We start from the raw sequence: 13813 nt of genomic DNA, 5'->3' as shown, positions 1-13813 counted from the left end.
CCGCTTCCTCACGCCGCCGCGTGCATCGTGACGGCGGCCCTCGACACCGGCCTGCCACGGCTGTGCCAACTCCTCGATCAGGCATGCGAGATGACGCGGCAGATACCGTAAGGACCGTTCGATTCGCCAAGATCGCCACGGGCGGATCATGCCATCCACCAGCGACGACACCGCAACGCCCCCTCCCCACTATCACGCACCAACCCGTTAGGGCTCTTGGCCTGATCCACGCAGGCTCGCAGCGCTTCCGTAAGATCGACCACGTTGATCGAGGGCTTCGATTGTCTGCCTTCTCTACGCTCCGGTCGGCCTGCTTGGCTTCGATCATGGCCGCCACCTTCTCCTGATAGGTGTCATGGAAGGCAGCTGGATCAAAGTCCATGGCCAGCGCGTCGATCAACTGCTCGGCCATATTGAGCTCCTTGAGGGCGGCGGGTGCTCGCTTTGGCAGGGAACCGACTTCGGCGGCAGGTCCCGGATCTCGTCAGCCCAGTGAAGCGTGTGGAGCGCGAGGACGCCCTGCTCAGCCTTCACGGCCACGAGGTACTCGTGCTGGCGCATCACAAGGGCACGGCCGGGTGCGTTCCGCTGCGCCGGGCGCAGTCAGCCGCTGCTCCCTGCGCTTGGCATTGGAGGTGTTGCCCACCCAACTGGATGCGAAGCGGCACATACCTCGCAAACTAGGACGCCGGTGCCGTTCAATGGCGGGAGAGCATCTCACTCGAGGAGAGCGAATCGCTCTGAGGCCCCTCGGGCTCTCAATCCGTCGCAGCCCAGGAACGCAGCAGGTCGGCGATCTTGTGGGCATCGCAGGTCGGGTCGAAGAGCAGGTCGCGCAGGGTCATGGCGTCGTCTCGAGTGACCTTGACTGGGACTCCGGCGGCCTCCAGGTACATGACCCCCGTAGCCGCGGCCACCGCAAGGTTGGAACGCTCGAGCCACCGGCAGCGCCCCAACGTGTGCACCAGAGCGGCAGCCTTGGCGTACGGGCCGTCGTAGACGGGCCGCTCGAAGAGCTCAGCGCGATGACGGGCAACGGCCGCGAGCGGAACGCCGTAGTCGTCAGGGGCGGGGTCGCCGGCGCCTGCGACCTCGGCGACCTGCAGAATCCAGGGGACGTCGATATGCAGCTCCATCAGGCGGCGCGCGTCCCCGGAACCGTCTGCGCGTTCTCTGCGTCGTCAAAGACGGCCTGGTGCTCGCCCAGGAAGCGAGCGGCTGCCTCTACTCCGCGGGCCCGCAGGCCGCTGACGTCCTCCGACACCAGGCGTGCCAGATAGTCGCCGATGCTCAAGCCAAGGTCGCTGGCGCGCTTGGCTGCCAGGTCTGCGATGTCGGCGTCCACGCGGGCGCCCAGCTGTTTCTTCCCCATAACCCGCATGGTAACAGTTGTTACCATGCAGGGCTGCGGCAAGTACAGAATCCCCGCCTGAAGGGCGATGAGCGTCGCCCGAGCGGCCAGACCCCAGCGGAGAAGGAGCCAGCCTCCCAACCCGAGCGGCTCGGGGCAGCTCATCGCCTCCTGAACGACCCGGTCCGCGATCATCGGAATCGGCTGGCAGCGGTGCGTATGCGGGTCATCCTTTCGGGTGGTCCGACAACTCCTAGGTAGGTATACAGAAGCTGGCTGGGAGGCCACGAGGAATGTCTGCGGCGTACTCGTGGCGATGCCGCAGGGACACAGTCGGGCTCCCGTGTGCGCGGGGTGGACCAGGTGCACGGTCTTGCCGTGCTTGCGGGCCATCTCGATCAGGGCCTGCTTGGTGGCGCCGATCGCGGCGTCGGCCGCCTTGCGGGACATGTTCCGGGACGTGGCGAGGAACCTCGGTTTGAAGTCCTCCACAGCGATCTGGTCGAAGTCCCGGACGACGGTCTTGGCCCACTTGCGGCCGCTGTCCTGCCGCTGCCGGGCGATCTTCTTCGACACCTTCGCCGCCGCCCGCCGGGCCTTCTTGTACCCCTTGGTGCCGGGCCGGTTCTTCGGCGTTGCGCGACGGGCCATCATCCGCTGGTAGCGGGCCAGCTTCGCGGCGGCCGTCTTCCCGTGCTGGGCGTGCGGAAGGTCGTGGGCGTCGGACGTGGTGGTCGCGGTCTCCTTCACACCCCAGTCGATCCCGATCACCCCGCCGGTCTCCGGCAGAGCCTCGGTCACGGTGAGGATGACGAAGCTGGCGTACCAGTGCCCGAGGCTGTCGCGGTACACGCGCACGCTGCTGGGCGTGGACGGCAGGTCGCGCGACCACACCACCCTCAGCACGATCCCGCCCGCCAGGTGCAGACGGCCGTCCTTGATCCGGAACCCGCGCTGCGTGTAGTTCAACGACGGCGCGGCTTCCCGCTTCCGCTTGATCCGGGGCATCCCTGCCCGCTGCCGCATCGGCAGCTTGGCCTTGATGTCCTTGAGCGCCTTCGCACGGGACTTGGCGAAGTCCCGGACGACCTGCTGCTGCGGAACGCTGAAGCCCTCGCGCAGCCAGGACATCGAACGACGCGCCTCGGTCAGCATCTTGTCGAGCTGCGCCGGCCCGCACGTCGACGTCGTCTCGGCGTCCTTGTTGAGCTTGTGGATCTTGCGGGACATCGCCACGCACTCGTTCCACACCCAGCGGCACCGTGCCCACTCCCCTTCCAGCAAAGCGAGCGCGTTCGACGACAGGCGAAGCCGGAAGGTGTACCGGGCATGCCCGGCAACCTGCTCGGCCATCGACGCTGTCGTCATGATCCGCAACCTAACACCCCCCACTGACAACGGAAGAGAGTGCAGGTCAGAACAGATACGCAGAGAACTCCGCCGCTTCGCGGCTCCGCCCCAAGGACCCATTCCTCCCCGCCTAAAGGACGGGGCGCCCTGGGAGAAATATGGTGAACACGGGAACCGTCCCGAACCTCGCCCTGCCGTCTGCGGCCAGCAGCCCGCCGGGGCTGAGCGCGTCGACCGCTGATCGGTTGGGGACGGGGCGGAGCCGCCGTAGTACTCCGAGGCCGGGAGAGCTGGCCGCATGGGGAAGGGCGGCAGCGGTATCGAGAAGGGAAGGATGCTGCAATGCCGGAAGACGCCCCGCCGAACGGCGGAGCTCCGGGCCAGATCCGCCAGGTTCGAGCCGGTGTCTCTTTGAGAGACGTAAAACGCCGGTTTCTCGCGTACTCCTCTCCATCACGCTTGCCGGACCCGCCCCATATGGCAGTACTGTACGAATGCGAGGCCGAGCTGGAGCTGCCAATCCGCGCATCGGAGCCTTTACGCGGTGTTCACCAGTTGATGCGAGCCCCCACCGGCAGATGATCGCTGCCGGTCTCCGGCAGGACCCACGAGCTCTTCGGCTCCACGCCCCTGACTAGGATCTGATCGATCCGCGCCCTCGGGAAGGACGCCGGCCAGCTGAAGCCGAGGCCGTCCCCGGCTTGGTCCTGGGCCGAGCGCAGCTGCGGGGGTGAGGCAGGCGAGCTTGCGGTCGTCCGTGGTGCCGTTCATGTCGCCGAGCACTACCGTCCGCTCGTTCTGCTCGGCGGCAACGACCTTGGCCAGCTTCTCAGCGCCGGCGCCCCGCGAGTCCGTCCAGACGCCCCTGAGCATCACCCGTACGGACCCAGGTGCGCCACGTACACCGCAAGCGGCCCTTGGCCCGTGGCCACCGTGGTGCGCAGCGCGCGCGGCGGGTCCATCGAGAGGGTCTCGGGCCGACGGGTCTTCGCCAGCGGCCTGACCATGTCCCGAAGGACGTCGACCGCCCGGGTGTCCGACAGTGGCAGCTTGCTCCACAGCCCGCCCTCGACCGCGTGATACGGGTACGCCTTTGCCAGCTCCTTCTCGTACGTGACCCGGGCCTGGTCGGTCAGCTCCTCGAGCGCCAGCAGGGCTGCCCCGGAGGCGGCCAGGGTGCGCGCGGTACCGGCCGGATCGGGGTTCTCGGCGCCCACGTGGTGGCTGACCACGGTGAGGTCGCCGCCGGCCGCCCGGACTTGTCGGACAGCGGCCCCCGAAGAGGCTCACCCACACCACGGCCGGAAGGAGCAGCCCGACCACGGCGGAGGCGGAGCGGCGCCACAGCGCGGCGGCGAGCAGTACCGGAATGAACACGCCGAACCACGGCAGGAAGGTCTCCACCAGGCTGCCGAGGCTCCCGAAGTCCGTGACCTTCGAGTGCAGCGCCATGAGCAGGCCGAGCAGCACCGCCAGCGCCGCGAGCACCAGACCGCGCTTCCACGGACCCGGCCGGGACAGGCCCCGGATTCCCCGGCGGATACGCGCGCGCCGGGTGCCCGGGCTGGTTTCCGCCCCTCCTCTGCCGTGTCCTGGTTCTCGGCGCGCTCCTCGACGTCGGCCTGCTGCCGTGCATCGGGAACTTCTCGTGGTGCTTCACTCACTGATCAGACGTCCTGTTGGTCAAATGTGTTGGTGGTGCGGGCAGTTCAACAGCGATACGGAGTCCGCCGTCAGGGCGCGGGGTGATGGTGAGGGATCCGTCGTCACCTCGGTGATCCGCTTGACGATGGCCAGACCGAGGCCGACCCCCCGAGTGGTCGCTGCGGATGCGTTCGGTGCCGCCTGGAAGGCTCGGTGAGCGTCGAGACAAGCTGGGGGGAGAGCTTCTCGCCGCTGTTCTCGACCCTCAGCACCACGCTCTCGGTGCCTGCTCTGCTCTCGACCCACACCGTGCCCTTCTCCGGCAGGTTGTGGACGATCCGTTGTGCAGCAGATTCGTCGTCAGCAGCAGGAGCGCCTGAGAGCCGAAGGCCGGCGCGATGTCCCCGGAGATCTCGAGGGCGACACCGCGCTTCTCGGCGAGCGGCAGCAGCGTCTCGGTGGCCTCGTGCACGAGCAGGGACAGGTCGATCGGCTCCCGGGTGAAGGACCTCTGGTCGGCGCGTCTGAGCACGAGCAGCGCCTCGATGAGGTCGCCCGGGCGTTGACAGCGTACAGCCGGTCGATGATCTCGCCGAGGTCCTGTGACGGATCATTGTGGGCCACGTCGAGCAGCGCCTGCGAGATGGCCAGGGGGTTGCGCAGTTCGTGCGAGGCGTTGGCCGCGAATCTCCGTTGCTCGTCGACGTGCGCTTCGAGCTGGGCGAGCATCGTGTCGAAGGCGTCTGAACTTCCCGGAACTCGTCCTTGCGGCCCGGTACCGGATCCGGTGGGAGAGCGAGCCCTTCGTGGCCGCGGGTGGCGTCCGTGATGCGGGTCAGCGGGGCGAGCATCCGGCCGGCGAGGAACCCCCGCCCTCCAGGCCGAACACGAGCAGGAGCGCTATGACGCCGGCTGCCCTTGGAGCGAAGACGTCCAGGAGGACGGACCGGACGGGGAAAACGCCCGTCGTGAGATCGTCATTCTGGCTGGTGAGCATCGGGCGGTTGGGGACGTACGGCAGGAGGAACACCCACACCGCCGCGAGCAGCAGGCCGCCGGCCAGCATGAGGAATCGCCTACGCGGCGGCGTCGTCCGTGTCCGGGATGACGATGCGCCTGCCGGCCTGATCGACGGGCGCGGGGACCCGGGCGGTGACAGTCGTTGCGGGCATGCCCGAGGCTCGCCTCCCCCCTGGGGCTGGAGTTAGGGGGAAGCGGGCCTCGGGCGGACGGCGGATGCCAACCCTCCAGAGCAGGATAGGGATGAGCACCAACCGGAGGCCGAACCGTGTGCCGAGGGCCGGTCTCACGTCTTCAACGTTCAAGCGGGGGGCCGGTCACGCCTGGAACCCACCAGGTCCGGCTGAATGCTTGGCGAGCCAGGCCACGTACTCCTGGCGGCATATGGGCGGGATCCGCCGGCGCTGCTTTACTCGTCGGCGAACGGAGCGTGCTTGCCCTGGTGGGCTCCGTGGGCGTCGTCGAAGTCGCGCAGAATCCACGCTCTCGACCGAGCCTCGCGCGCGAGCATCTGGTCGACGGTGTTGTTCAGCGCGACGCGTCCGCGACGGCGGCCTTGCGGAGCAGGTACTCGCGGTTGACGCGCCATTCGGTGGTGTCCATCAGGTGCTCGAGTGCGGCCAGCTCATCCTCGATGGGCGGGGCATGGCGGTAGGCGTCCAGCGGCATCGGAGCGTCGTAGACCTCGGCGGGAAGGGGAACGTACGGCGTCTTCATCGGTACGGCTCCTCGGTCGGGGCAGTGGTCATGACCGTATGGAAGGGCGCTGACATCCTGCCGGGCCGCCTGCAGGACGCCTATATACCCGCCGAGATACGGCCGAAAAGGATGGCAGCACGATCTTGAGCGGTGGCTGCTCGATGCGTGCTGGCGGTCATGAGGTGGTGGCCCTGTTGCCTGAGCGGTCAGGGCGTGCAGGTGTCGGCGGGCCACCGAGGTGGGGCCGAGGAGAAGCGCGGCGGGAGTGAAGTGTGGTCGGCCGAGGTGGCGTTCGAGAGCTGGCAGGTAGTTCCAGCGCACGGCGGGGTGCGTTGAGTGTGCGTAGTGGTGGAGGTCGCCGTAGGGGAGCCAGGTGGCGACGGCGATGCGCGCCGGGACGTGGCTGCGTGGGTACAGGCGCAGGCAGCGTCCGGCTGCGACCGAGGCGGGCGTGCCGTTGCGGGGCTCGGGGTCGAACCAGGTGTGTTCAACGAGGAGGCTGAGCCAGGCCAGTTGGGGGTAGAGCAGCAGCCGCGGCACAAGTACGCCGCAGATCACGGCGGTCCAGCCTCCGGCGAGGTAGGCGGCGACGGGTACGGCTGCTGCAGCAGCCGATCGATGCCAGCCGGGGTGGCGCAGGCCAGCGGCGATGTTGACGGCGGTGGTGTGGATGCCGTGTGCAGTGAGGGGTGTACGAGTGCGGCGGCGAACCGAAGCCGGGTTACCGGGACGGAGGCCGGCCTGGTGAAGTTCGGCGAGGTTGGGGTCGGTGCCCGCGACGGTGGCGTTGGGGTGGTGGTCACGGACGTGTCGCCGGCGGCGCATGGTGACTGGACCGAATGCGAGCGGGTGGTGGGCGAAGGCTTCGGCGAGCAGCAGGTTGGCGCGGGCGGACCGGGCGAGAACGCCGCGCACGGCGAAGTGGCTGATTTCCTGCAGGTGCCGGAAGTGGACGGCGACGGCGGCCGCCGCGGTGGGCAGGGGCCCTTGGGCGGTGAGCATCCACCATCCGGCGATCTGGAGCCACTGGCCGGGCCATGAGCAGGGTCGGGGTCCAGTCGTTGGCGCGGCTGCGTTGGAGTGCTATGAGCTGGGCGGAACTGGCGGCGTGGGGGCGCCCGTAGGTGAAGTGCGCGCGGTCTATATGGCGCAGTGCGACACCGGTGGTGATGACGGCTAAGGCGAGCAGCATGTGCGGTTCCCGAGCAAGGCGGCGGGCCCATCCCGCCAACCACCACGCACCGTACATCTAGCTAACTAGCTCTTCTGATATTGCCGCTGGTGGCATCAGCAGTGGCGGGGGTGTTCCTTCTGGCAGGAAAATGGAGAGAGGTGGTCGGCTCCCCGGTTCTTCCAGACCACCGCCCGGGCAGCAGCTGATGGCGAGAGCGGTTGCTGCCCGCAGGTCGTACTGGCCCTGCCTGGGCGTGCAGATGCGGAACGGCCCCCGTCGAGAGACGGGGGCCGTGGGTTTGGTCGCTGCTTGGGCCGGTCGGGGCCGTGCGGTCAGAGAGTGTCGACGGTGCGGGCGACGCGGTCGTCGTCCCAGGCACCCGCGTCCACCATGGGCCGAACGATGGCCTCGTATGCCTGCAGGTTGCGCGGTGCGGAGTCGGCGCCGTGGCCCCAGACCGATTCGAAGCGGCCGATCCAGCGCTCGACGCCCTTGAAGTAGACGGAGCTGCGGCCGCGGTTGTAGTCGGCGTCCCCCTGCTCCTCCTCGACCAGGACGGCGGCCGCGGCGAAGATGACGACATCGACGGCTTGGTCGGCGCGTACCCAGTCGCGCACGGCAAGGCCACAGGTGACGCCGAGGTCGCGATGGTGGCCGATGAGCTCAAGCAGGGGACCGGCGAAATCCTGCTTGACCAGGTCGTCGCGGAAGACGATGAACAGTCGGTCGATGCGGCCGCCGGCCGCGGTGAAGCGTCGGTTGGCGGCGATGTACTCGCGGCGCTGGGTCAGCAGCGCCGGGTTGGTCGTCAGGTCGGCCGCGAGGATCCGTTGCGGCTCGGCTTCTGCCTCGGTGAGGGTCTTGATCAGCAGGACGGAGAGGCGGGGTACCTCGCTCGCGTAGACACGCAGGTGGCCATCGGCAATCTCGCCGTAGTCGGAGATGAGTTCGCGTTCGGGCTGGGAGCGGACCAGGTCGTAGTACCGGGCGCGTCATCCATGGCCTTGAGGTTATTGGCCTTACGCAGGTGTATGTACATCTTGCGCACCCACAGGTGACTTGCGACCAGCACCAGGATCAGCGCGCTTTGGACAAGCAGCAGCACCTTGAGGTTGACGCGCTCGGCGGCCCATCCGATCACGGGGACGGCCAGGCCGGTGATACCGACCAACGCGCCGAGCGCGGGTGAACCCAGCGCGTTCGTTATCCTGCCGACCGGGTCACGGTGCTGTTCGGGCATGAAGAGGCTCCCCCCTCGAACGGCTTTGGGGCCGTGCGGTGTTCATGATTCCCGGACTGCCGGGTCGGCCTCAAGAAGCCCGGGGAGTTGCAGCGTCTGACCAGGCGCCTGCGGCGGACGGCTCAGGTTCCGGGCAGGGCGATGTCGTAGGTGATGTCCCACCGATCCGCCGGAATGAGGATGTCCGCGGTCTCCACGGGCCGGCCGCCGGTGTCGTAGTGAGTCCGCTCAATCAGGGTGGCCTGCGATCCGGTGGCGATCCCCAGCAAGTGGGCCTGGTCACGGTCGACGTGGACTGGTCGCGGACTTTCCACCACGCGGGCAACGGTGATCCCGAGGTGCGCCATCCGTGCCACGACGCCGTGCCCGGCGAGCGGCCCGCCTTCGGGCAGGACCACGACGCTGCCTCCGGTGACGGCCATCGGCTCCCAGCTGGTGGTCAGCATCACCGGCTGTCGGGCGGACAGGAACTCGTAGCTGGTGCGCACGCAGGGGTCGCCGGCCTTCACGCCCAGCCGGGCGGCGATGAGGGGCGGGGCTTCGGCTTTCGCGGTGCTGTCGGCTTCCCACGTGCCGGTGAAGCCGAACGGGGCAAGTCCGGAGTACGGGAGGCCGGCTGCGGACGGAGTACGCAGCAGAGGGCGGCGCTCGAACGGGGCGCGGACATAGGTGCCCGAGCCGGCCCGCCCCTCGAGGAGGCCCGTGCTGATGAGGAGCTCCTGCGCGCGCCGGACCACGTTCTCCCCGACGCCGAACTCGGCGCCCAGCTCGCCGCGGGAGGGGAGCCGGCCGCCGGGAGTCCAGATGCCGTCAGCGATCCGGGAGCGGAGCCTGGCCGCCACCCGAAGGTAGGGGGCGCTGTCTCCTGAGCTGCCGTCAGCCATGCCTCTCCTTGCCCGCGTTGCTGACCTGTACGCATTGACAACCTAGTTCACTAACTGAAAGCTAGTTAACTAGAACTGCTTTGCGTAACAGCCGGTTGATCGAATGTGGGTGCCGTGGGCTACGACCGCCAGAACGCCGCGATCGCATACGCCATCACGCAACTCACCGCCCTGGCCGGGGCGCTGCCCCGTGTCGTCGAGGAGTCCGAAGCGGTCCGCATCGAGATCGATGTGACCGACCGCCTCCCGCGCCACTGGCAGCAGCTGCTTGCCATCCTCGACCTGGGCACCACCTTCGGCCTCACCGACACCGACTCCGGCCAAATCGCCTGGCTTCGCTTCGAGTGAGCAGAGGACGTCCCGCGCCCATGACCAACCCGCCTCGCCTCGTCCGGCCCTTCGCCAAGGGACACGGCGCCGAAAACGACTTCATCGTCCTGCCCGACCCTCACGGGCTCCTCACCTGCCCGCGGCCGCAACATGGTCGCCGAGCTACGCGACCGAGGGATCGGCTTCCTCACTCCACGAGAACCTGGAACCACCACCCCCGGCGGCAGGCTCGTCTTCCACGTCTTCGCCGCCCTCGCGGAGTTCATCCGCGAACTCATCGTCATCGGCACCAACGAGGGCCTGGCCGCCGCCCGCGGCCGCGTCGGCGGGCGCCCCAGCGTCGCCACCGAGGAAGTCATCAAGGCCGCCCGCGACCTGCTGCCCGACCCCGGCCGCTCCATCACCTCGATCGCCAAGCTCCTCGGCGTCTCCCCGGGAACCCTCTACAACCACATCCCCGACCTGCGCGAACTGCGCGCCGGCACCGTCCCCCGACAGCTCGAAGCCTCCTCGAAGTGGCCGAACCCCAGCAAGATCAATCTCAGCGGCACTTTCTGCACCGCAACTACTCACACCCGGAGAGGCCCGTGGGTTCAGGGAAACCGAAGTCTGTTCAGCGGGAACTCGCGGGTCGGTCCGTGTGTATCAGCTTGGCGAATCCGTGGGTTCGGCGGGAACCTTGGGGTGGGCTGCGAGGCGGCGGGCTTCGGCTGTGACCTCGGCATCGACCTGGTCCATGGTTCTGCCGTATTCGAGGATGTCGTACTCGTCGTCGAGTTCGGCGAGGCGCTCGGTCAGGAGCAGCTCATGTCCGTGGCGCTGGTGAATCCGGAAGGTGAACTCCCGAGGTGTGAGCTCTCCGGCGAGCATGCGGCGTGCGAGGGCTCGCGCGGCGGCTTCCTGACCCGTCTCGCTGCCGACCGGATAGAAGGTGAGGCCGAGTTCGTCGAGTGCTGCGGGAAGCAGGTCGTGGACGTCGTAGTCCGCTTCGGCGCGCGTGCAGGCGGCGAGGATGCGAAGGCCGGGGGTGTCGAGTCCGGCGACGAGCGCATCACAGGCGGCGTTCACGACATCGCTCGCGCGGATTTCCCCCATGCTCCAGAGGGCGGCATGGTCCTGTAGAGCGATTGCTGCTGCTTCGGTCGACGTCACTCGTCCATGATTCCCTTCATGCTGCGTCCAGGTCGAGCAGATTTCATCGAAGGTGCTGTTCAGCGGCCTGTTCCAGCAGGGATCGTGCGGAGTCCGCGTAGCGCATCGCGGTCTTCTCGTCGAGCCCGAAGACCTCCGCGAGATGGAGTGGGTCAGGCCCGTGGGCCAGGGCTTCTTCGAGTTGCCGGTCAACGCGAAGCCGCTCCAAGGTGGCGTCCTGTCCTCGCATCGGAGCACTGATCCAGTGGTTGCTGGCCCGGCCGGTCGTGTTGGCGGTCTGGTTGTTGATCAGCAGGTGGAGGTTCGCGGTGCTCGGCCACCGGCGTCGCCGGTGGTCCAGCCAGTCCGTCAGGAGCTTCAGGGTGAGGTCGTCGAGAGGCCGGGCGCGTCCGGCGATGGTCAGCCGGCGGTTGCCGAGATCGACGTCGTCGAGCACGAGGGCGGCGATCTGGGCGACCCGGGCGGCGTGGACCGCCGAGAGGGCGAGGACGAGCCGCGCCGTCGGCGTCAACGCAGCCGCGACGGAGCGTTCGACCTCCTCGGGAAGGAGAAGTTGTAGTACGGCGTACTCGTTCTGCCCGACCTTGATCCGGCTGGTGGGGTTGCGGAAGATCAACCCCTGCCGTTTGGCCCAGGTGAACAGAGACCGCAAGGCGACGAGTTGGTCACGCCGCTGGTGACCGTGCAGCGTCTTGACGTGGGCGAGGACGTCGTCGCGAGTCACCTCCCGCAGGTGGTCGTAGCGGTTCGACCACTCCAGCAGGGCCGGACGGACCTGGTTGAGGGAGAGCCAGACCGTGCCCTCCCTGCGCGGGAGACTGCGGGGGCCGCCGTCGCGCAGGACTCGGGTCCAGCGCTCGGCTTCCGAACGGATGCCGGGTGCGAGCCCTTCCAGGCGTCCGACGAGCCAGTGCTCGAAGGACGGCTCGCTGTCGTCCTCGAAGATCCCCATCTCCTCCAGCACCGTGATGATGTGGCCGACGGGCAGGTCCAGGGCCCGTAGCGGGGAGAAGATCTCCGTGTGCCGGATGACGTCGCCTTCGACGTGACCGGTGAGGACGACGGCCAGGCCCCGGTTGACGGCGAAGCGGATGTTGCGTCCCCAGCCGCGGGACTCGGCGAACCGGTGGGCGAGGTACTTCGCCCAGGCCAGCCACGGGCTGGCCAGGTCGGCGTCGGCCGGGTCGAGCCGACCGAAGTGTCGGGGGTGCATCCCGACGAAGAACAGCTGTTGGTGCCGGACGGCGGCGAGCCTCTCCCGCACGTCTGCCCCTCCGGCAGCTGGCCGTCGACTGTCTTCGCGCCGAGGCGGGCCTGGCACCAGCACAAACGGCAGTAGTCCCACTTCAACGGCTGGACGCGACGGCAGCCGGCGCATTCCGCCGCGTCGTGCCCCGGCCGAACATGTAGCAGGTGTGGCAGCGCCGGCCGCGGAAGTCGCCCCAGGCCAGGCAGCCCGGGCAGGAACTGGTCGGCTTGACGTAGCCCTTCGGGAAGCGTGCCACCAGCTCACTCCGGCGGCAGCGACCGGCCGTCCCGGCGCTTGGGGATCACCTTCGGCGCGGTGGTCCCCGAGCCGACAGCGGCCCGGACCGTCTCCTCCTGCCCGGGGCGGTGCACCTTCTCCGGCTCGGGAATGAGGAGGTCGCCGATCTCGCAGCCGAGGACGACGCAGATGACGTCCAGGTCCTCCAGCTTGAGGGAGACGGGCTGACCGGTCCACAGCCCGGACATCTTCCCGGCCGAGATGACCAGGCCGTGCTCGGCCAGGCTCCGCTGGAGCTCCGAGGCTTTCCAGATCCCCTTGTTCGCGGCGGTCAGCCGCAGGTTCCACTTCATCGCAGAAGTCCTTCCAGCCGCTTCGCGGCCCGCTGCTGCCCGGCCACGTTCGGAGGGGAACAGCGGGGCGCCGGGGCGGGTGTGGTCGTCATCGAACTGGCCCCAGACGTCCTCGATGAACCATCGGAGCGTGCAATCGGCGCCGTTGATCAGGGGGACCATCCGCTCGCGCGGGCCCGGGCCGCGGGCGCCCTTGCCGTGGCGGACGTGGAGCTTGCCGAAGCGGCCCAGATCCCACTTGATGTCCGCCAGATCGAGCTTGCACGCCTCGCTGACCCGCAGCCCGACCTGGGACATCAACTTTGAGGCGGTGTAGTTCCGGGCGGTCGGGGCGAACTTCCGGCAGGTCGCCCGCTCGCCGCCCCATCCGACGAACAGCGTCTTGACCTCCGGCCCGGACGGCGGAATCCGCAGTGCCGCATCCTTCGCGCCGCGCGGCCGGTTCATCTCGTCGATCGGGCACTCGATCACCCGACCGGTCATCCGGTGGATCTCGACCTTGTGCCGCAGCTCCAGGAACAGGAAGTACGTGGTCAGCGCCTGAGAGCGCCCCAGCCGGGTGCCGCTCGGCGAAGCCCGCAGCACCTTCCCGAAGTACGCGTCGGCGTCGGGCGGCTCCATCTCCCACAGCGGCCGGCCGAACCAGGACCGCATCTGTTCCAGGTGCCCGACGTCTCCGCGGATCGTGCCGTCCGCCAGCCCCGCCGAGGTCCGCGCCAGCACGAACCCCGCCAACACGGCGGTCTCGAACTGCTCCAGTTCCTCCGCCGTGGCCGGCGGCCGGACATCGCGCAGGTCCCGTACGGCAGCCAGCACCAACCCGCCCCCTCACCTTCACCATGACCGTCGACCGGTCAGGCAAAGTGAGAACGCTTCAGGAATCCCGAAGTTACGTCAGTACGCGAAGAGTCACCAGAGAGAGGGCGAAACCCCTGGCCACGAGGTTGGGGACTTTGCGGGGCTCAGGAGAACTCACGGGATGTCGCACATTCAGCCACCGCCCGTCATTCGACCGGCGCCGAGACGATCAGCCGGCGCTTGGCCAGGGCGTCACATCATGTGACACCAAACTGCACTCTTGCGCGGTTCCTAGATCAACATCATGATGGCGTCCCGGCTCTGCTACGGGC

The 13813-nt window shown here is 68.4% G+C and carries 9 protein-coding genes and 3 pseudogenes; 3 read left to right on the top strand and 9 right to left on the bottom strand.

The window, feature by feature from the left end; all coding sequences use genetic code 11:
• Positions 1-758: 758 nt before the first annotated feature.
• The 6 genes and pseudogenes from ABZ070_RS29260 to ABZ070_RS29235 form a co-directional block, all read right to left on the bottom strand.
• Positions 759-1136, bottom strand: coding sequence for a fic family toxin-antitoxin system, toxin component (locus ABZ070_RS29260; RefSeq protein ID WP_356638345.1), 378 nt, complete (start codon positions 1134-1136; stop codon positions 759-761).
• Positions 1137-1693: 557 nt separating this feature from the next.
• Positions 1694-2719 (bottom strand): annotated as a pseudogene (locus ABZ070_RS29255) (transposase); the annotation flags it as partial.
• Between the two features lie 530 nt (positions 2720-3249).
• Positions 3250-4153, bottom strand: a pseudogene (locus tag ABZ070_RS29250) (endonuclease/exonuclease/phosphatase family protein).
• 208 nt (positions 4154-4361) lie between these two features.
• Positions 4362-5411: pseudogene (locus tag ABZ070_RS29245) on the bottom strand (HAMP domain-containing sensor histidine kinase).
• A 482-nt stretch (positions 5412-5893) separates the two neighbouring features.
• Entirely contained in the window at positions 5894-7066 is a 1173-nt protein-coding gene (locus ABZ070_RS29240) for a hypothetical protein (protein ID WP_356638344.1), read from the bottom strand.
• Positions 7067-7570: 504 nt separating this feature from the next.
• Positions 7571-7855 (bottom strand): hypothetical protein, encoded by a 285-nt coding sequence (locus ABZ070_RS29235; protein WP_356638343.1) that lies wholly within the window; start codon positions 7853-7855, stop codon positions 7571-7573.
• 30 nt (positions 7856-7885) lie between these two features.
• On the opposite strand from ABZ070_RS29235, the gene ABZ070_RS29230 reads away from it, so the two are divergent.
• Positions 7886-8296, top strand: coding sequence for a hypothetical protein (locus ABZ070_RS29230; RefSeq protein ID WP_356638342.1), 411 nt, complete (start codon positions 7886-7888; stop codon positions 8294-8296).
• Between the two features lie 304 nt (positions 8297-8600).
• Here the strand turns inward: ABZ070_RS29230 and ABZ070_RS29225 are convergent, their stop codons facing one another.
• Positions 8601-9362 (bottom strand): GntR family transcriptional regulator, encoded by a 762-nt coding sequence (locus tag ABZ070_RS29225; protein WP_356638341.1) that lies wholly within the window; start codon positions 9360-9362, stop codon positions 8601-8603.
• Positions 9363-9476: 114 nt separating this feature from the next.
• Here ABZ070_RS29225 and ABZ070_RS29220 point away from each other — a divergent pair, with 114 nt between their 5' ends.
• Both ABZ070_RS29220 and ABZ070_RS29215 read left to right on the top strand, forming a co-directional pair.
• Positions 9477-9710 (top strand): hypothetical protein, encoded by a 234-nt coding sequence (locus tag ABZ070_RS29220; RefSeq protein ID WP_356638340.1) that lies wholly within the window; start codon positions 9477-9479, stop codon positions 9708-9710.
• Between the two features lie 132 nt (positions 9711-9842).
• On the top strand, positions 9843-10814 hold the full coding sequence (locus tag ABZ070_RS29215; protein WP_356638339.1) for a recombinase family protein: 972 nt from the start codon (positions 9843-9845) through the stop codon (positions 10812-10814).
• A gap of 73 nt (positions 10815-10887) precedes the next feature.
• Here the strand turns inward: ABZ070_RS29215 and ABZ070_RS29210 are convergent, their stop codons facing one another.
• Both ABZ070_RS29210 and ABZ070_RS29205 read right to left on the bottom strand, forming a co-directional pair.
• A complete protein-coding gene (locus ABZ070_RS29210; protein ID WP_356638338.1) occupies positions 10888-12108 on the bottom strand; it encodes a hypothetical protein in 1221 nt (406 codons plus the stop codon).
• A gap of 245 nt (positions 12109-12353) precedes the next feature.
• On the bottom strand, positions 12354-12683 hold the full coding sequence (locus ABZ070_RS29205) for a helix-turn-helix transcriptional regulator (protein ID WP_356638347.1): 330 nt from the start codon (positions 12681-12683) through the stop codon (positions 12354-12356).
• Between the last annotated feature and the right edge of the window lie 1130 nt (positions 12684-13813).

The sequence above is a fragment of the Streptomyces sp. NPDC006283 genome, from assembly GCF_040613325.1.
Classification (GTDB): Bacteria; Actinomycetota; Actinomycetes; order Streptomycetales; family Streptomycetaceae; genus Streptomyces.
The sequence above is the reverse complement of the archived record's forward strand: the minus strand, read 5'-3'. Positions and strand labels throughout refer to the sequence as shown.

Bases quoted from the DNA above. Each gene is read 5' to 3' on its own strand.
- ABZ070_RS29260 (WP_356638345.1), bottom strand. From the start codon at position 1,136: ATGGAGCTGCATATCGACGTCCCCTGGATTCTGCAGGTCGCCGAGGTC.
- ABZ070_RS29240 (WP_356638344.1), bottom strand. From the start codon at position 7,066: ATGCTCACCGCCCAAGGGCCCCTGCCCACCGCGGCGGCCGCCGTCGCC.
- ABZ070_RS29230 (WP_356638342.1), top strand. From the start codon at position 7,886: ATGGTGGCCGATGAGCTCAAGCAGGGGACCGGCGAAATCCTGCTTGAC.
- ABZ070_RS29225 (WP_356638341.1), bottom strand. From the start codon at position 9,362: ATGGCTGACGGCAGCTCAGGAGACAGCGCCCCCTACCTTCGGGTGGCG.
- ABZ070_RS29215 (WP_356638339.1), top strand. From the start codon at position 9,843: ATGGTCGCCGAGCTACGCGACCGAGGGATCGGCTTCCTCACTCCACGA.
- ABZ070_RS29205 (WP_356638347.1), bottom strand. From the start codon at position 12,683: ATGAAGTGGAACCTGCGGCTGACCGCCGCGAACAAGGGGATCTGGAAA.